The sequence below is a fragment of the Micromonospora sp. NPDC049101 genome (assembly GCF_040648675.1).
Classification (GTDB): Bacteria; Actinomycetota; Actinomycetes; order Mycobacteriales; family Micromonosporaceae; genus Micromonospora.
Genome location: NZ_JBEZED010000002.1, coordinates 321048 through 341734, shown reverse-complemented (window position 1 = coordinate 341734; position 20687 = coordinate 321048). Strand labels below are relative to the sequence as shown.

At 74.8% G+C, this 20687-nt stretch carries 3 protein-coding genes; all 3 read right to left on the bottom strand.

Translation table 11 applies throughout. The annotated features are described in order from the left end of the window. Window positions 1–4: 4 nt before the first annotated feature. Genes AB0B57_RS03970 through AB0B57_RS03960 form a run of 3 tightly spaced genes read right to left on the bottom strand, consistent with a single transcriptional unit; the run spans window position 5 to window position 20667 of the window. Window positions 5–4996, bottom strand: coding sequence for a type I polyketide synthase (locus tag AB0B57_RS03970; protein ID WP_357064901.1), 4992 nt, complete (start codon window positions 4994–4996; stop codon window positions 5–7). A gap of 42 nt (window positions 4997–5038) precedes the next feature. Further along, window positions 5039–14380 carry a type I polyketide synthase gene (locus AB0B57_RS03965; protein ID WP_357064900.1) on the bottom strand — a complete coding sequence of 3114 codons (9342 nt, stop codon included), beginning with the start codon at window positions 14378–14380 and terminating at the stop codon, window positions 5039–5041. A 2-nt stretch (window positions 14381–14382) separates the two neighbouring features. Continuing rightward, a complete protein-coding gene (locus tag AB0B57_RS03960) occupies window positions 14383–20667 on the bottom strand; it encodes a type I polyketide synthase (protein ID WP_357064899.1) in 6285 nt (2094 codons plus the stop codon). Window positions 20668–20687: the final 20 nt, after the last annotated feature.

Sequence of the window (20687 nt, the reverse complement as noted above, 5' to 3'; positions counted from 1 at the left end):
CGAGTCAGGAACGGCCCAGCTCACGCCGGATGAAATCGAACATCTCGTCATCGGAGGCCGACTCCAGCCGTTGGGCGACGGAGGCGCCGGCCGCCGCTTGGCCGGCACACCGCTCCTGGAGCCCGCGCAGCCGGTCGGCCAGCGGGCCGCGTTCCAGGTCGTCGAGCGTCACGCCGCCGAGCGCGGTCTCCAGCCGGTCGATCTGGGCGTGCAGCGATTCGGCGGTGACCAGGGTCTCCGCCAGCAGTTCCCGCTGGAGCAGGGCGGCGATGGCCGCCGGGGTCGGGTGGTCGAACACCAGGCTGGCCGGCAACCGCAGGCCGGTCGCCCGGCCCAGCCGGTTCCGGAGGTCGACCGAGGTCAGCGAGTCGAACCCGAGGTCCTTGAAGGCCCGCGACGCCGCCACCTCACCGGTGCCGTCGTGGCCGAGCGCGGCGGCGGCGTGGTCCCGGACCAGGTCCACCAGGTGCCGCTGGGCGTCGGCGGGAGGCATGCCGGTGAGCTGCCGGAGCAGCGGTGACGCGTCGGCGGCCTCGTCCGGTTCGGCGGGCTCGTTCTGCCGGCGTAGGGCCTGGACCGCCTCGGGCAGCTCGTCCAGCAGGTGCGTGGGCCGCGCCATGGTGAACAGCGAGACGAAGCGTTCCCACTCGATGTTGGCCAGCGCCACGTACGTGTCGTCGTTGTCCAGCGCCTGCATCAGCGCCGCCACCCCCAGGTCCGGCTCCAGGAACGGCAGGCCCTGGGCCTGGGCCCGCTCACTGATCGCCATCCGCTCGGCGACGTAGCTCTCCTGGATGTCCACCGGTCGCCAGACGCCCCAGGCCACCGAGGTGGCGGTGAGTCCGCGGGCCCGGCGGCGGTGGGCGAGCGCGTCGAGATGGGCGTTGGCGGCCGCGTACGCGCCGTGGTAGCCGCTGCCCCAGAACGCGGCGATCGACGAGTACAGCACGAACGCGTCGAGGGTGTCGGCGGCGAACAGCCGGTCCAGGTTCTCCGCGCCGGCCACCTTCGCGGCGTACGTGTCGGCGTACTGCTCCATCGTCGTCTCCTCGAGCGAGCCGAGGTCGATGTGCGCGGCGGTGTGCACGACGGCGGTGATCGGCGGCCCGTCCGCGGTCACCTGGTGGACCACCGCGGACAGCTCGTCGTAGTCGGTGATGTCGCAGGCAGCGTTCGTGACGCGCACCCCGAGCTCGCCCAGTTCGGCGGCGAGCTCCCGGGCGCCCGGCGCGTCCGGGCCACGGCGACTGGTGAGCACCAGGTGCTCGGCGCCGTTGCCGGCCAGCCAGCGGGCGAGCAGCCGGCCGAGCGCGCCGGTGCCGCCGGTGATCAGGACGGTGCCGCGCGGGCGGTACTCCCGTACCGGCGGGCGGTCGGGGAGCCGGTCGCGGACCATCCGGCGGGCGAGGACACGCTCGCCGCGTACCGCGAGCTGGTCCTCGCCGTCGGTGCGGCGCAACGCTCCGGCGAGCTGTCCGGCGTCCGCCACGGCGGGCAGGTCCACCAGACCGCCCCAGAGGCGGGCGTTCTCCAGCGCGGCGACCCGGCCGATGCCCCAGAGCTGCGCCTGCACGGGGTCGGCCAGCGGGTCGGCGTCGTCCACCGCGACGCCGCCCCGGGTGACGCACCACAGCGGGCCCGGCAGGCCGGAGTCGATGAGCGCCTGCAACAGGCACATCGTCCCGGCGCCGGCGACGGGGACGCCGGGGCGGTCGGGGTGGTCGGCGGTCTCCAGCGCCCAGAGGTTGAGCACACCGCCGAGGCCGGTGCCGTCGCCGAGGGTCTCGGCGAGCCGGACGGCGAGCTTGCCGCGGTCGGCGTCGGCCGGCGCGACGGTGAGCGTGACGACGTCGGCGCCGGCGTCGCGCAGTGCGGCGGCGACCCCGGTGGCGAACTCGCCGTCCGCGGCCGGCTCCGGCACGACCATCAGCCAGGTGCCGGTCAGCGCACCGGGTGCCACGGCGCCGGCCGGCCGCCAGTCGACGCGGTAGCGGAGGTCGTCCAGGGCGGCGCGTCGGCCGCGCTCGCGGTGCCAGCCGGACATCGCGTCCACCACACCGCCGAGGGTCTCGGTGTCACCGACCTTCAGCATGCCGGCGACGGCGGCGACGTCACGGCCGTTGACGGCGGCCCAGAAGCGGTCCACCTCGGCGTCGCCGGTGACGGTGGGCCGGGCGGTGGGGGCGGGCGATTCGAGCCAGTAGTGCTTGTGCTGGAACGCGTACGTGGGCAGCGGCACCCTCCGCCGGCCCGGGAAGGAGGGCGCCCAGTCGACCGCGACGCCGTGCACGTGCGCCTCGGCCAGCGCCGCGAGGAAGCGGGCCCGGCCGCCGTCGCCGCGGTGCAGGGAGCCCACCGTGACCACGTCGGTCCCGGCCGTCTCCTCGATCGCGCCGGTGAGCACCGGGTGCGCGCTGACCTCGATGAACACCGTGTGCCCGGCGTCGTGCAGCAGCCTGGTGACGGCCTCGAACTCGACAGTCTGCCGCAGGTTGCGGACCCAGTAGTCGGCGTCCATCAGGGTGTCGATCGGTCCGGGCTGCACGGTGGACCAGAGCGGGACGGTGGTCGCCCGGGGGCGGATCTCGCCGAGCTCGGCCAGCAGCTCCGGCCGGATCGTGTCGACAGCCGGCGAGTGGGAGGCGTAGTCGACCGGCAGGCGCCGGGTGCGGATGCCGTCGGCAGCCGCCGCGGTGAGGAACTCGTCGAGCGCCGCGGGCTCGCCGGCGACGACTGTGGAACGGCTGCCGTTGACCACCGCGACGCCGAGTCGGCCCGCCCACGGGGCCAGCCGCTGCGCCACCTCCGCCTGGCCGAGCGCGACCGAGCCCATGGCGCCGTGGCCGGCGAGCCGCTCGGCGATGACGCGGCTCCGGCGGGCGACGATCCGGGCGCCGTCCGCGAGCGTCAACGCGCCGGCCACCACGGCAGCGGCGATCTCGCCCTGGGAATGGCCGACGACAGCGGCCGGCTCGACGCCGTGCTCGCGCCACAGCGCGGCCAGCGACACCATCACCGCCCACGAGGCGGGCTGCACCACGTCGACCCGGGTGAGGTCGCCGCCAAGCTCGGTCAGTAGGTCCCAGTCCACGTGCGGGCGCAGCGCGTCCGCGCAGGCACGCAGGGACGCCGCGAACGACGGGTACGCCGCGGCCAGCTCGACCGCCATGCCGGTCCACTGGGCGCCCTGTCCGGGGAAGACCAGGACCGGCCGTCCCGCGCCGGCCACGGCCGCCCCGCTGAGCGTCGTGTCGGCGGCCGGGGCGGACGCCGGGTCGGCGATCGCGGCCAGACCGGCGAGCAGCTCCGCCCGGCCGGTGCCGATCACCGCGGCCCGGTGCTCGAGCGCGGCCCGGGTGGTGGCCAGCGACCAGCCGACATCGGCCGGATCGACGTCGGCCAGGTCGGCGGCGGCCGAGTCAGCGCCGGCGGTAGCCAGCTCGGCGCCGGCCAGCTCGGCGCCGGCGCCGGCGCCGGCGAGGTAGTCGTGCAGGCGGGCGGCCTGGCGGCGGCGGGCTTCCGCGGTACGGCCGGAGACGACCCAGGCGACCGGCTCGCCGAAGGCCGGCGTCACCGGCGGCGCCTCGGGTGCGCTCTCGGCCTGTTCCAGGATGAGGTGGGCGTTGGTGCCGCTCATGCCGAACGCGGAGACGCCGGCGCGGCGCGGTCGGCCCGAGCCGGGCCACGGCACCTCGTCGGTGAGCAGCCGGACCGCACCGCTGCTCCAGTCCACCTCGGGGGTGGGGACCTCGGCGTGCAGGGTGCGGGGCAGCACACCGTGCCGGATCGCCTGGACCATCTTGATCACCCCGCCGGCACCGGCGGCGGCCTGGGCGTGACCGATGTTGGACTTGAGCGACCCGATCCACAGAGGCCGGTCGGCGGGGCGGGTCCGGCCGTACGCGGCGAGCAGGGCCTGCGCCTCGATCGGGTCGCCGAGCCGGGTGCCGGTGCCGTGCGCCTCGACCGCGTCGACCTGGTCCGGGGCGAGTCGGGCGTCGGCCAGCGCGGCCTCGATCACGCGCAGCTGGGCCGGGCCGCTGGGCGCGGTGAGGCCGTTGGAGGCGCCGTCCTGGTTGATCGCGGAACCGCGGACGACGGCGAGCACCGGGTGCCCGTGGCGGCGGGCGTCGGAGAGCCGCTCGACGAGCAGCACGGCCACGCCCTCGCCGAGCCCCATGCCGTCGGCGTCGGCCGAGAAGGCCCGGCAGCGGCCGTCGCGGGACAACCCGCGCTGCCGGCTGAACCCGACGAACTCGGCGGGCGTCGACATCACCGCCACACCGCCGGCGACGGCCAGCGTGCAGTCATCCTGGCGCAGCGCCTGCGTCGCCAGGTGCAGTGCCACGAGCGACGACGAGCACGCCGTGTCGAGGGTGATGGCCGGACCCTCCAGGCCGAACGTGTACGCCACCCGCCCGGAGACCACGCTCGCCGCCGCGCCGGTCATCAGGTGCCCCTCGAAACCGGCCGGCACCTCGGTGACCCCGGAGCGGTAGTCGAGCGGGTTCGCACCGAGGAAGGTGCCGATCCGCTGGCCCCGTACCGACAGTGGGTCGATGCCGGCCCGCTCGAACACCTCCCACGTGGTCTCCAGCACGAGCCGCTGCTGCGGGTCCATGGCGAGGGCCTCGCGCGGGGAGATGCCGAACAGCGCCGGGTCGAACCGGCCGGCGTCGTCCAGGAAACCGCCGCGCTCGACGTACGTGCGGCCCTCCGCGTCCGGGTCGTCGTCGTGCAGGGCGGCCAGGTCCCAGCCCCGGTCGGCGGGGAACGCCGAGACCGCGTCACCGCCGTCGCCGAGCAGTCGCCACAGGTCCTCGGGGTCGCGGACACCACCGGGGAAGCGGCAGGCCATGGCGACGATCGCGACGGGTTCCTGGTCGCGGTCCTCCGCGGCGCGCAGCCGGGCCTGGGCCTGCTGCAGGTCAGTGGTGACCTTGCGCAGATAGCCGAGGAGCTTCTGTTCGTTCGCCGACGTAGGGGTGTCCGACATGGTCTTCTCCAGTTCGGTGCGAGGGCTCGTGCCGGGCGGCGCTCAGGGGGTGGTGAGGCCCCGGTCGATCAGGTCGAACAGTTCGTCGGCGGACGCGGACGACACGTCCACGGCGGTCTCCCGGGCGACCGCGTGGTCGCCGTTCGTGCCGGTGATGCTCCAGACCAGGCTCTGCAGGCGCTTGGCGATCAGTGCGCCGGTCTCCGGGTCGGGCGGTGTGGCGCCCAGTGCCGCCTCCATCGCCGACAGGGAGCCGAGCATCGGATGACAGTCCTGGTCCGGCACCAGCCGGTCGACAAGCTGGGCGGCCAGTTCGGCCGGTGTCGGGTGGTCGAAGACGAGGGTGGCGGGCAGGGTGAGGCCGGTCGCCGTCCGCAGCCGGTTGCGCAGCTCGACGGCGGTCAGCGAGTCGAACCCCATGTCGCGGAAGGCGCGCCCGGTGTCGATCGCCTCGGCGCCGCCACCGTGGCGGAGCACCGCCGCGGCCTGCGCCCGGATCAGGTCGAGCACCAGGTGCTGCTGCTCCACCCGGGGCCGGCCGGACAGTTTCGCGGCGAACTCGCCGGTGCCCTCGGCCGCGTCGCCGCCGGTAGGTTCGTCGGCGGCGATCTGCGCCTCCGGAAGGTCGGCGAGGAGGCGGTTGCCGCGGGCCATGGTGAACAGCGCGGTGAACCGGTCCCATTCGACGTCGGCGACGGCGACGACTGTCTCGTCGTGGCCGGCGATCTGCTGGAGCGCCGTGAACGCCGGGCCGGGGTCGAGCAACGGCAGGCCGTGCCGGCTGGACTTCTCGTTCTTGAGGGTCCGGATGCGGGTGTTCCGCTCGTCCCAGTCGTTGGCGGCGTCCCAGATGCCCCAGGCGATCGAGGCGGCGGCGGAACCGTTCGCGCGGCGGCGTTCGGCGATCGCGTCGAGGTGGGCGTTGGCGGCGGCGTACGCGCCGTGGTCGCCGCTGCCCCAGAACCCGGCGATCGACGAGAACAGCAGGAACGCGTCCAGGTCGGCCCCGGCGAAGATCTCGTCGAGGTGCTGGGCGCCGACGACCTTGGCGCGGCAGATCTCGGCGAGCGTGGCCGCGTCGAGGTCGGCGAGCGAGCCGAGGCCGATGTGCGCGGCGGCGTGCACCACGGCGGTGATCTTCTCTCCGGCGTCGCGCAGGCCGCCGACCAGGCCGTCGAGCGCGTCCCGGTCGGTGATGTCGCAGGCGGCGACAGTCACCCGGGCGCCCAGCTCGGTGATCGCGGCGGCCAACTGGGGCGCGCCGATCGCGTCGGTGCCACGGCGGCTGATCAGCACCAGGTGCTCGGCGCCGTTGCGGGCGAGCCACCGGGCGAGGTGGCTGCCGATCCCGCCGACGCCGCCGGTCACCAGGACGGTCCCGCGCGGCTGCCAGGGCCGCGTCGGGGTACGCCCGGCCAGCGGCGCCCGGGCGAGCCGGCGGACGAACGTGCCGCCCGGCCGGACGGCCAGTTGGTCCTCGCCGTCCGGCGCGGTGAGCGCCCGCGCGACCTGACGCAGCGCCCGGTCGTCGAGGTGCTCCGGTAGGTCGATGAGGCCGCCCCAGAGGCGGGGGTGCTCCAGCGCGGCGACCCGGCCCCAGCCCCACACCTGCGCCTGGCCGGGCGCGGTGACCGGCTCGCCGCCGCCGGTGCTGACCGCGCCCCGGGTGAGGAGCCACAGCGGCGCCTCGATTCCCAGGTCGTGCAGGGCCTGCAGCAGGTGGAGGCTGCCGACGGCGCCGACGCTGAGGCAGGGGTGCTCCGGGTGGGCAGTCTCGTCCAGCGCCCACAGACCGACCACCCGGCCGATCGTGGTCCCGGCGGCGGCCAGCTCGCCGATCCGGGCGGTGAGCACGGCACGGTCCAGGTCCCCGGCGGTGACGTCGAGGCGGTGCACGTCGGCACCGCCGGCCGCCAGGTGCGCGGCGAGCGCGTCGCCGGCCGGCTCCGCCCGGTGCGCGACGACCAGGACGGCGCCGGTGAGCGGCGGCGTGACGGCGCCGGGCAGCGGCCGCCAGTCGATGCGGTAGCGCCAGGAGTCGATGGTGCTGTGCTCGCGGTGCCGGCGACGCCAGCCGGACAGGGCCGGCAGCACCCGTTCGAGGTCGTCCGGACCGGCACTCAGCGAGTCGGCCAGGGACTCCAGGTCCTCGCGTTCGACCGCCTCCCAGAACTTCGCCTCGACGTCGTCCCGGGCGCTCGCCGGGGTTTCGGCCGGTTCGGCCCGCAGCCAGTAGCTCTCCCGCTGGAACGGGTACGTGGGCAGGTCGGCCAGTGGCCCCTCCCCCACCAACGACCGGAAGTCCACCGGCACCCCGGCGACGTACGCCTCAGCCAGGCTGGTCACGAAGCGACGGGCCCCGCCGTCGTCGCGGCGCAACGAGCCGACCGCCTCCGGAATACCGAGGGTCAGCACCGGGTGTGAGCTGCACTCGATGAACGTGTCGAACCCGTCGGCCCGCAACACCTCCACCGTCGCGGCGAACTCCACAGTCTGGCGCAGATTCCGATACCAGTACCCCGCATCCATCGTCGCCGTGTCGAGCACACCCCCGGTCACCGTCGAATAGAACGGCACCCGCGACCCCCGCGGCTCAATCCCACCCAACGCCTCGAACAGATCCGCACGCAGCACCTCCACCTGCGCAGAATGCGACGCGTAATCCACCGCCACCCGACGCACCCGCACCCCAGCGGCATCCCACGCCGCGACCAACGCATCGACCTCCCCCGGGTCCCCCGAGATCACCACCGACGACTCCGCGTTCACCGCCGCCACCGCCACCCCACCAGTCAACGCGGCCCGCACCTCACCCACCGGCAACGCCACCGCCGCCATCGCACCCCGACCAGCCAACCGTGACGCGATCACCCTGCTCCGCAGGCCGACCACCCGCGCACCATCGGCGAGCGACAACGCACCCGCGACCACCGCCGCCGCGATCTCCCCCTGCGAATGACCGACCACCGCCGCCGGTGTCACCCCGAACGACTCCCACAACCGAGCAAGCGACACCATCACCGCCCACGACGCCGGCTGCACCACCTCCACCCGCGACAGATCACCCGACAACTCGGCCAGCAGATCCCAACCCACCACCGGACGCAACGCATCCGCACACTCCGCCAACGCATCCGCGAACACCGGAAACGCCTCCGCCAACTCCACACCCATCCCGGCCCACTGCGCACCCTGACCCGGGAACACGAACACCGGACGGTCGGGCGAGGCCGCGCTCGCCGTACCGACGATGTCGGCGACTCCGGCGGCGACCCGGTCCAGGCCGGCGACGAGCTCGGGCAGGTCCGCGCCCACCACGACGGTGCGGTGGCTCAGCTGCGCCCGGGTGCGGACCAGTGACCGCGCGACGGCGGCCGGGTCCGCGTCCGCCAGGTGCTCACGGAGCTGGGTCGCCTGGGCCTGCAAGGCCCGGCCGCCGCGCGCGGAGAGCACCCACGGCACGACAGCGGCCGCCGGATGCTCGGCCGGAGTCGTCGCGGGCTCTGGCTGCTCGAACAGGATGTGGGCGTTCGTGCCGCTGATGCCGAATGACGAGACGCCGAAGCGGCGCGGCGCACCGGTCTGCGGCCAGGGCCGGGCCTCGTCGAGCACTGTCACCCCGCCGGCGGACCAGTCGATGTGCGAGGAGGGCGCGTCGACGTGCAGCGACTTCGGCAGGGTGCCGTGCCGCATGGCCTGGACCATCTTGATCACGCCGGCCACACCGGCGGCGGCCTGGGTGTGCCCGATGTTCGACTTCAGCGAGCCGATCCAGAGCGACCGGTCCGGGTCGCGGTCCTGCCCGTACGTGGCCAGCAGCGCCTGCGCCTCGATCGGGTCACCAAGCGTGGTACCCGTGCCGTGCGCCTCCACCGCGTCCACCTCGGCAGCGGACAGACCCGCATCGGCCAACGCCTCCCGGATCACCCGCTGCTGCGACGGACCATTCGGCGCGGTCAACCCGTTCGACGCACCATCCTGGTTCACCGCCGAACCCCGCACCACCGCCAACACCCGATGCCCGTTACGCCGCGCGTCAGAAAGCCGCTCGACCAGCAGCAGCCCGATCCCCTCGGCGAGCCCGAACCCGTCGGCGGACTCGGCGAACGGCTTGCAGCGCCCGTCGGGGGCCAGGCCGCGCTGACGGCTGAACTCGGTGAACGCGGCCGGGGAGGACATCACGGTGACACCGCCGGCGATCGCCATCGCGCACTCGCCGCGGCGCAGCGCCTGGGCCGCGAGGTGCAGGGCGACGAGCGACGACGAGCACGCGGTGTCCACCGTGACGGCCGGGCCCTCGAAGCCGAACGTGTACGCGATGCGGCCGGACGCGACACTCGCGGTGCTGCCGGTCATCCGGTAACCCTCGAGCCCCGCCGGCACCGGCACGCCGGGGTCGGTGATGCCGTAGTTGTGGTGGGTGAGCCCGGCGAACACGCCGGTCCGGCTGCCCCGCAGGGTCTCCGGGTCGATGCCGGCGTTCTCGAACAGCTCCCAGCCGACCTCGAGCAGGAGCCGCTGCTGCGGGTCCATGGCGAGCGCCTCGCGCGGGGAGATGCCGAAGAAGTCGCTGTCGAAGCGGTCCGCGTCGTGCAGGAAACCTCCGACCCGGACGTACGTGCGGCCGGGCGCGTCGGGGTCCGGGTCGTACAGGCCGTCGACGTCCCAGCCGCGGCCGGCGGGCATCGGGGTGATCGCGTCGCCCGCGGAATCGACGAGCCGCCACAGGTCGTCCGGCGAGGCGACCCCGCCGGGCAGGCGGCAGGCCATCCCGACGATGACGATCGGGTCCTCCGCGCCGGTGTGCACGGCGGCGGGCGACTCCGGCGTGTGGTCGCCGCCGGTCAGGGCGGTCCGCAGGTGCTCGGCGAGCACCCGGGGCGTCGGGTAGTCGAACACCAGGGTGGCGGGCAGTTGGAGCCCGGTCAGGCCGTTGAGCCGGTTGCGCAGCTCGACGGCGGTCAGCGAGTCGAAGCCGATCTGCCGGAACGCGTGCCGGGGGTCGATCGTGGCGGGCCCGTCGTGGCCGAGCACCAGCGCGGCGTTGACCCGGACCAGCTCGGTCAGCTCGCGGGTCTGCGCCTCCGGCGACAGGGTCCGCAGCCGCCGGGTCAGCGTCCCGGTCTCTTCTGCCTCCGGCACCTCGACGGTGGTGAACGCCGCCCGGGCCTCCGGGATCTCGTCGAGCAGCCGGCTGGGCCGTTCCGAGGTGAAGACCACGGCGAACCGGTCCCACCGCAGGTCGATCACGATCGGACAGGTCTCGTCGTGGTCGAGGGACTGCTGCAGAGCCCGGGTGGCGGCGTCGGCGGACATCTCGAAGATGCCGTGCCGCCGTGCCCGGTCACCGACGGCACCCTCGGCCATCCCGGCGCCGGCCCAGGTGCCCCAGGCGACGGCGGTGGCGGGCAGGCCGTCCGCGCGGCGCTGCGCGGCGAGGGTTTCGAGGAAGACGTTGCCGGGCGCGTAGTTGCCGAGGCCCGGCGTGCCGAAGGTGGCGGAGAACGACGAGAAGAGTACGAAGGCGGAGAGATCGAGGTGCCGGGTCAGCTCGTGCAGGTGTACGGCGCCCAGGGCCTTGACCCGCAGCACCCGGTCGGCGCGGGCGGGGCTCAGCGCGTCGACCATGCCGTCGTCGAGCACCGCGGCGGTGTGCACGACGGCGGTCAGCGGGCGGTCGGCCGGGATGGCGTCGAGCTGCGCGGCGAGCTGGTGGCGGTCGGTGATGTCGCAGGCCGCGAGGGTGACCTCGGTGCCGAGCGCGGTGAGTTCGCGGCGCAGTTCCGCGGCGCCGGGCGCGTCGGCTCCCCGGCGGCTGAGGAGCAGCAGGTGCGGTACGCCGGCCCGGGCCAGCCACCGGGCGACATGGGCGCCGAGCGCGCCGGTCCCACCGGTGACCAGGACGGTCCCGTCGGGACGCCAGGTGCGGCCCGGCGTCGCGCCGTGCAGCGGCGCACGGACCATCCGGCGGGCCAGGACGCCGGTGGGCCGCAGCGCCACCTGGTCCTCGTCGCCGAGGCCGGCGAGGACCGCGGTGAGCCGGTCGCGGGCGTCCGCGTCGGGTGTGGCGGTCAGGTCGATCAGGCCACCCCAGAGGTCGGAGTGTTCCAGGGCGACGGCCCTGCCAAGCCCCCACAGCGCGGACTGCGACGCGCTGGCGGGTCGTTCGCCGGGGGTCGCGGCGACGGCGCCCCGGGTGGCGCACCACAGGCGGGCCCCGGTGCCGGCGTCGGCCATCGCCTGGGCGAGCGCGAGGTTCGCGGCGTACCCGGCGGTGACGGCCGGGTGGTCCGGCAGCGGGTGCTCGTCGAGGGCGAGGAGGGACAGGACGCCGGTCAGGCCGTCCCGTCCGGCGAGGTCGCCGCCGAGGGCGGCGCGGTCGGCGGTGGCGGCGTCGAGCACCAGCTCGGTGACGTCGGCGTCGGCGTCGCGGAGGGCGCGTACGGCCTCCGCGGCCCACGGTTGGGTGGGGCCCGCCGGGATGACGACAAGCCAGGCGCCGGTGAGGGTGCCGGGGCCGGTGACGGTGACCGGACGCCAGTCGATGCGGTAGCGCCAGGAGTCGAGCGTGGCCTGCTCCTGCCGGCGGCGGCGCCATCCGGTCAGGGCGGGCAGCACCCGCCGCAGGTCGTCCTCGGCGGTCGCCAGCGAGCCGGCCAGGGCGGCCACGTCCCCGTTCTCGACGGCCGTCCAGAAGCCGTCGTCGTCGCCGCCGCTCGTCGCCGCCTCGGCCGGGACGAGCCAGTAGTGCCGGCGCTGGAAGGCGTACGTGGGCAGCTCGGCCAGTGGCCCCTCCCCCACCAACGACCGGAGGTCCACCGGCACCCCGACGACGTACGCCTCACCCAGACTCGTCACGAACCGACGAGCACCACCGTCGTCGCGGCGCAACGAGCCGACCGCCTCCGGAACACCCACCGTCAACACCGGGTGTGAGCTGCACTCGATGAACGTGTCGAACCCGTCGGCCCGCAACACCTCAACCGTGGACGCGAACTCGACAGTCTGGCGCAGGTTCCGGTACCAGTACCCGGCATCCATCGTCGCCGTGTCGAGCACACCCCCGGTCACCGTCGAATAGAACGGCACCCGCGACCGCCGGGGCTCGATCCCGGCGAGCGCCTCGACCAGATCCGCACGCAGCACCTCGACATGCGACGAGTGCGACGCGTAATCCACCGCGACCCGCCGCACCCGCACCCCAGCGGCGTCCCAACCGGCGACCAGAGCGTCGACACCCGCCGGGTCACCGGACACCACCACCGACTCCGCCGCGTTCACCGCCGCGACCGCTACACCATCGGGCAGCACCGCCCGCACCTCATCCACCGGCAGAGCCACCGATGCCATCGCACCCTTACCGGCCAACCGTGACGCGATCACCTTGCTCCGCAGGCCGACCACCCGGGCACCGTCTTCGAGCGACAACGCACCGGCGACCACGGCCGCGGCGATCTCCCCCTGCGAGTGGCCGATCACCGCCGCCGGTGTGACACCGAACGACTCCCACAACCGGGCCAGGGACACCATCACCGCCCACGACGCCGGCTGCACCACATCCACCCGCGACAGATCACCTGCGAGCTCGCTGCGCAGATCCCAACCCACTACCGGCCGCAACGCCTCCGCACACTCCGCCAACGCATCCGCGAACACCGGAAACGCCTCCGCCAACTCCACACCCATCCCGGCCCACTGCGCACCCTGACCCGGGAACACGAACACCGGACGCGACGCCGCCTCCGCGATGCCACCCCCGGGAACGACAGTGTCCAGGCCGGACAGCAGCTCTTCCCGGGTCGATCCGACGACCACCGCGCGCCGGCCGAGCACCGCGCGGCCCCGCGCCAGGGTGCGGGCCACGGCGTCCGGCGCGGCCGTCGCCGCGGCCGCACGCAGTCGTTGCGCCTGGGCGAGCACCGCCTCGGGATCGTGGGCGGACAGCACCCAGGGCAGCATCCCGCCGCCGACCCGCGCCGGCGCGACTGCTGCCTCCTCGTCGGGGGCCTCCTCCACGATCACGTGGGCGTTGGTGCCGCTCACGCCGAACGACGAGACCGCGGCACGCCGGGTGCGGTCACCGGCCGGCCAGGGACGGGCCTCGGTCAACAGGGACACCGCGCCGGACGCCCAGTCGACGCGGGGCGTCGGCTCGTCGACGTGCAGGGTGCGGGGCAGCAAGCCGTGGCGGAGCGCCAGCACCATCTTGATCACGCCGCCGACGCCCGCCGCCGCCTGGGCGTGCCCGATGTTCGACTTGAGCGAGCCGAGCCAGAGCGGCCGGTCCGGCTCGCGGCCCTGCCCGTACGTCGCGAGCAACGCCTGCGCCTCGATCGGGTCGCCAAGCGTCGTGCCGGTGCCGTGCGCCTCCACCGCGTCCACCTGGTTGGAGGCGAGCCCGGCGCTGGCGAGCGCCTGCCGGATCACCCGCTGCTGCGACGGACCGTTCGGCGCGGTCAACCCGTTCGACGCACCATCCTGGTTCACCGCCGAACCCCGCACCACCGCCAACACCCGATGCCCGTTACGCCGCGCGTCGGACAGCCGCTCCACCAGCAGCACACCGACACCCTCGGCCCAGCCGGTGCCGTCCGCGGCACCCGCGAACGGCTTGCAGCGCCCATCGGGGGCCAGTCCGCGCTGCCGGCTGAACTCGGCGAACAGTTCCGGCGAGGGCATCACGGTGACCCCACCGGCCAGCGCCAGCGAGCACTCGCCCTGGCGCAGCGCGCGGACCGCGAGGTGCAGGGCGACAAGCGAGGACGAGCACGCGGTGTCCACCGTGACCGCCGGACCCTCCAGCCCGAACGTGTAGCTGATCCGCCCGGTGATGACGCTGGCCGCCTTGCCGGTCATCGAGTAGCCCTCGAGTTCCTGCGGCGTGCTGCCGAACTTGGCGCCGTACCCCGGGTGGCCGGCGCCGATGAACACGCCGGTGTCGCTGCCGCGCAACGTGCCGGGGTCGATCCCGGCGCGTTCCAGCGCCTCCCAGGAGCTCTCCAGCAGGATCCGCTGCTGCGGGTCCATCGCCAGTGCCTCGCGGGGGGAGATGCCGAACAGGCCGGCGTCGAACTCGCCCGCGTCGTGCAGGAAGCCACCCTCGCGGACGTACGAGGTGCCCGGTGTCCGCAGGTCCGGGTCGTAGAGCGCGTCGAGGTCCCAGCCGCGGTTCACCGGGAAGCCGCTGATCGCGTCCCGGCCACCGGCGACCAGGTCCCACAGGTCCTCGGGGGACGCGATGCCGCCCGGGTAGCGGCAGGCCATGCCGACGATCGCGACCGGTTCCTGGTCGCGTTCCTCCAGATCGGCGAGGCGCTGGCGCGCGTCCCGCAGGTCGGCGGTGGCCCGCTTGAGGTACGAACGGAGCTTCTCTTCGTTGCTCATGGTCACCTGTCCCGGGCCGCGTCAGGAGTGCGAAGTTCGTCGTCGAGCAAGCTGAACAGTTCGTCGTCGGTGGCGGTCGCCACGTCACCGACCGCGTCGGCGGGCCGGTCCGGGGTGTCGTCCCAGCGGGCGAGGATGGTGCGCAGCCGCAGGCTGATCTCGAGGCGTGCGGCGTCCCCGGCGACGAGGCCGGCGAGTTCCGCCTCCAGCCGTCCGAGGTCGTTGAGGATCCGGGGCACCGCCCGGCTCTCGTCGGCCGGATCGAGGTGGGTGATCACGTGCGCCGACAACTCACCCGGCGTCGGATGGTCGAACACCGCCGTCGCCGCCAGCCGCAGACCGGTCACCGCGTTCAACCGGTTTCGCAGTTCGACGCCGGTCAGCGAGTCGAAACCCACCTCCCGGAACGGCCGGTCCACCGGAACCCCGGTCACGTCACCGAATCCGAGCACCGCCACGGCCTGCTCCCGGACCAGCTCCACCACCAGCCGGAGCCGTTCCTCCCCGGACACCGACTCCACCCGCCGCAACCACTCCCGCCCGTCCGGCGCCGCCGTGGAGCCGGCGGTCGCGCGGCGGGTGGCGGGCCGGACGAGCGCGCGGAACAGCGCGGGCACGGGTTTGCCGGCGGCGGCGGTCGCGCGCAGGGCGCCGAGGTCGAGGCCGATCGGCACGGCCAGCGGCTCGTCGAGGCGCAGCGCCGCGTCGAACAGCGACAGTCCCTCGGCCGTGGTGAGGGGACGCGCGCCGGAGCGCTGCACGCGGGCCCGGTCGACGTCGCCGAGCTTGCCGGTGATCGTGCTTTCCGCGTCCCACAGCCCCCAGGCCAGCGAGACGGCGGGGAGGCCGCGGGCACGGCGGTGGGCGGCGAGCGCGTCGAGGTACGCGTTGGCCGCGGCGTAGTTGCCCTGCCCGGGTGTGCCGACGATGCCGGACGCGGACGAGTACAGCACGAACGCGGCGAGATCCTGGCCCGCGGTCAGCTCGTGCAGGTGCCACGCGGCGTCCGCCTTGGCCCGCAGCACCCGGTCGACGTGCTCCGGTGTCAGCGACCCGAGCACCGCGTCGTCGGTCACCCCGGCGACGTGGATCACCGCGGTCAGCCGCCGTCCGGCCAGCAGCGCCGCGGCCTGATCACGATCAGCGACGTCGCAGGCGACGATCGTCACCTCGGCGCCGGCCGCCTCCAGCTCGGCCCGCAGCTCCGGTGCGCCCGGCGCCTGCGGCCCCCGCCGCCCGGCCAGCACCAGCCGGCGGACCCCGCGCGCGGACACCAGGTGCCGGGCCAGAGCCGCGCCCAGGGTGCCGGTGCCGCCGGTGACCAGGACCGTGCCGTCCGGGTCCCAGGCGGGCGGTACCCGCAGCACCACCTTGCCGACGTGGCGGGCCTGGGCGACGAACCGGAACGCCTCCGGCGCCTGCCGCACGTCCCACGACGCCACCGGCAGGACCTGCAGCGCACCGGCGGTCACCAGCTCGACCACCTGGCGGAGCATGGTTCCGATCGCGGCCGGGCCGGCCTCGACGAGGTCGAACGCCCGGTACGTCACGCCCGGCCGGTCGGCGGCGATCACGGCCGGGTCCCGGATGTCGGTGCGGCCCATCTCCACGAATCGGCCGCCGCCGGGCAGCAGGTCCAGCGACGCGTCCACGTACTCGCCGGCCAGCGCGTTGAGCACCACGTCCACGCCCCGGCCGCCGGTCGCGGCCAGAAACCGGTCCCGGAACTCCAGCGACCGGGACGACCCGATGTGCGTGTCGTCCAACCCGAGTCCGCGCAGCACGTCCCACTTGCCGGGGCTCGCCGTCGCGAAGACCTCCGCGCCCAGGTGCCGGGCCAGTTGCACCGCCGCCATGCCCACCCCACCGGCGCCCGCGTGCACCAGCACCACATCACCCGGACGCACCGCGGCGATCTCCACCAGGCTCATCCACGCGGTGGCGAAGACGATGCCCACCGATGCCCCGGTCTCGAACGACCATCCGGCCGGCAGCGGCACGATCATGCGGGCGTCGGCGACCGCGTGGGTGCCGAACGCGCGCGGGATCAGGCCCAGCACCCGGTCACCGGCGGCGAGACCGGTGACGTCCGGGGCGACCTCGGTGACCACGCCGGCGCCCTCGTCACCGAGCCAGGGCGCGGCCTCGCCCGGGTACATGCCCAGGGCGATCAACGCGTCCCGGAAGTTGACCCCGGCGGCGCGGACCTCGACGCGGATGTGGCCCGGGGCGAGCGGGCCGGTGACGTCCGCGCCGGCGGGCGCTAGGTGCAGCGCGTCGAGGGTGCCGGCGCCGGTGCTCTCCAGCCGCCACGGCCGCTCGGCCGGCGGTTCGAGGGTGTCGCCCTGCCCGGCCGGCGTCAGCCGCGGCGCGCGCACCTCGGCCTCGCCGATGCGGACGTGCTCCTCGCCGCGCCCGACCGCCTCGGCGATGTCCTCGGCGGTGAGCTTGGCCCGGTCGTTCTCCACAAGCGCGAAGCGGCCCGGGTGCTCGGCCTGCGCGGAGCGGACGAGACCGCCCGCGGCGGCGTGTGCCAGGTCCCCGGAGCGGATGACGAAGGCGAGGCGGGCGTCGGCGAAGCGGGCGTCGGCGAGCCAGGCGCGGGCCAGGCCGGCCACGTCGTTGACCGCGGCGCGCGGGTCGATCGCCTGTTCGACGTACGCGATGACGAGGTCCGGCACCGGGTCGGCGGCCAGCGCGGACAGGTCCGTGGCGCCGACCGGCAGCGCGGCGACGACCGGGGCGTTTCCGCCGGTCGCCGCGAGCGGCGTCCACTGCACCCGGTAGAGGTTGGCGACCGGCGCGGCCGCGGGGTCGGCGATCGGCCGCAAGGTCAACGCGTCGACGGCGACGACCGGCGTGCCGGCCGGGTCGGTCGCGGTGAGGCTGAGCGTGTCCGCGCCCGTGGCCGTCAGGTGCACCCGCAGACTCCGCGCGCCGGTGGCGTGCAGGCGCACACCGTCGAACGCGAACGGCACCATCGGACGGCCGGCGCCGACGCCGGTCAGCGCGACCGGGTGCAACGCGGCATCCAGCACGGCCGGGTGGATACCGAACCCGGCGAGGTCCAGGTCGGCGGGCGCGACGACCTCGGCCCACACCTCGTTGCCCGACCGCCACGCCGTCCGCACGTTTCGGAAGGTCGGGCCGTAGACCGAACCGGCCGCGTCCAGCCGCTCGTAGAACCCGTCCAGGTCCACCGGCTCCGCACCCGGCGGCGGCCATGCCTGCCCGGTGGCGGCCGGCGACGGCCCGGTGTCCTCGGCGAGCGTCCCGGCGGCATGCAGCGTCCAGGGCTGCTCGTCATCCGGCCGGGAGTGAATCCGGACGTGGCCGTCGGCGTCCACGCCGACCTGCACCTGCAGCCCACCCGAGTCGGGCAGCACCATCGGCGCCTGCACGGTCAACTCGTCGACCCGGCCCACGCCGGCCTCGTCGCCGGCCCGGATCGCCATCTCGACGAGCGCCGTGCCCGGCACCAGCAGTCGGCCCGCGATCCGGTGGTCGGCCAGCCACGACTGCCCGGAGCGGCTGACCCGCCCGGTGAGCACCACCTGGCCACCGTCGGCCACCGCCACCGCCGCACCCAGCAACGGATGCCCGGCGGCGGCCAGCCCCAGATCCGCCGGATCGGCGGCGCCGGTCCGGTTCAGCAGCCAGTACCGCTCCCGGTGGAACGCGTACGTCGGCAGATCCACCACCCGGCCACCGGCGTTCACCGCCGCCCAGTTGACGGCGACGCCGACCGTCCACGCCCGGGCCACACCTTCGACGACCGCGACGTCCTCGTCCCGGTCCTTGACGCACAACGCGATCGCGGCCACATCCGACTGCCCGGCCAGCCCGGTCAACGTGGCGTCGGGGCCGATCTCGAGACAGGTCCGCAGCGGCGGCAAGGCCGCCACGGCATCGGCGAACCGCACCGTCTGCCGGACGTGACCGACCCAGTACCCGGGATCCGACCAGTCACCGGCCGCCGTGGACACGAACGGGATCCGCGCCGGGCCGAACGTCAGCCGCGACACCACCGCCCGGAAGTCGTCGAGCATCGGGTCCATCAACGACGAGTGGAACGCGTGCGACACCCGCAGCCGGCGTACCCGCACACCCTCGTCCCGCAGCACCGCCTCGATGGCGGCGAGCCGGTCACCGGCACCGGACAGCACCACCGACGACGGACCGTTGACCGCGGCCACCGACACATCGTCGAAGCGGGCCACCTCCGCCTCCGGCAACGCCACCGACAGCATCACCCCGCCGGCGGGCAGCGCCTGCATCAACGCACCCCGCGACACCACCAGCCGGGCCGCGTCCGGCAACGACAGCACGCCCGCCACGTGCGCGGCGGCGATCTCCCCCACCGAGTGACCGACGAGCACCGAGGGCCGCACGCCCCACGACTCCAGCAGGCGGAACAACGCGACCTCGAACACGAACAGCGCCGGCTGCGCGAACTCCGTACGCGCCAGCAGCTCGGCGTCGTCGCCCCACACCACCGCGGCCAACGAACGCCCCAGGACCGCGTCCACCTCCGCGCACGCCTGCTCCCACGCCGCCCGGAACGCCGGGAACGACCCGGCCAGCGCCCGGGCCATCCCCAGCCGCTGCGAACCCTGACCCGCGAACAGGAAACCCACGTCACCGGTGCCGGTAGAGGGCAGGACACCGGAGATCTCCCGGCCGCCCGGCCCGAGGAGCACGCTGCGGTGCGCGAACGCCTGGCGGGTCGTGGCGAGGGAGAAGCCGACGTCCACACCGGAGACGTCCGCGGCGGCGATGTGGTCGCGCAGCCGGTCCACCTGGCCGCGCAGCGCCGGCGCCGAGCGGGCCGACACCGGCCACGCCACCACGGCCGGCTCCGGGCCGGACGGCGGGACGTCCGCGGCGTCGGGCGCGGCCTCCAGGATCACGTGGGCGTTCGTGCCGCTGGCGCTGAACGACGAGATCGCGCAGCGGCGGGCACGCCCGGTCTCCGGCCACGCGATGGCGTCGGTGAGCAGCTCGACCCGGCCGGCGTCCCAGTCCACGGCGGGCGTCGGCTGGTCGATGTGCAGGGTGCGGGGCAGCCGGCCGTGGCGCATGGCCAGCACCATCTTGATCACCCCGGCGGCGCCGGCCGCGGCCTGGGCGTGGCCGATGTTCGACTTCAGCGACCCGAGATAGAGCGGCCGGTCGCCGTCGCGTTCCTGCCCGTAGGTGGCCAGGATCGCCTGCGCCTCGATCGGATCGCCCAGCCGGGTGCCGGTGCCGTGCGCCTCCACCGCGTCCACGTCCGCCGCCGACAGCCGAGCGGCCGCCAGCGCCTGCCGGATCACCCGCTGCTGCGACGGCCCGTTCGGCGCGGTCAGGCCACTGGAGGCGCCGTCCTGGTTCACCGCGGTGCCGCGTACCACACCCAGCACCCGGTGCCCGTTGCGCTGGGCGTCGGAGAGTCGCTCGACCAGGAGCACGGCGGCGCCCTCCGCCCAGCCGGTGCCGTCGGCCGCCGCGGCGAACGCCTTGCACCGCCCGTCCGGGGCAAGCCCGCGCTGGCGGCTGAAGCCGATGAACACGTCCGGGGTGGCCAGCACGGTGACGCCGGCGGCCAGGGCGAGCGAGCACTCGCCCTGGCGCAGGGCCTGCGCCGCCAGGTGCAGCGCGACGAGCGACGACGAACACGCAGTGTCGACGGTGACCGCCGGGCCCTCGAAACCGAACGTGTACGCGATCCGGCCGGAGAACACGCTGCCCGCGTTGCCGGTGCCGATGAACGCCTCGACGTCCGGCGGCACCTGATCCATCGGGGCGCCGTAGTCGTGGTACATGATTCCGGCGTAGACGCCGGTCCGGCTGCCGCGCAGGGTGCCCGGGTCAATGCCGGCGCGTTCCATCGCCTCCCACGACGTCTCCAGCAGCAGCCGCTGCTGCGGGTCCATGGCGAGCGCCTCCCGTGGGGACACTCCGAAGAACGCGGGGTCGAAGTCACCGGCGTCGTACAGGAAGCCGCCCTGCCGGACGTATGAGGTCCCCGGCAGGTCCGGGTCGTCGCTGAACAGCCGGTCCAGTGGCCAGCCCCGGTCGGTGGGGAAATCGCCGGCCGTGTCCCGCCCGGCGTCCACGAGGTCCCACAGCTGCTCCGGTGAGGTGACGCCGCCGGGCAGCCGGCAGGCCATGCCGACGATCGCGATGGGCTCCGCGGTCAGCTCCTCGTTGCGGCGGCGGAGCCGGTCGCTCTCCTTCAGGGCGTTGCGCAGCGCGGTGACGACCCGGTCGGGTGCGGCGGGCGTCGGGCTGGTTCCGTTCGGCACGGTGCTCTTCCTTCCGGGCG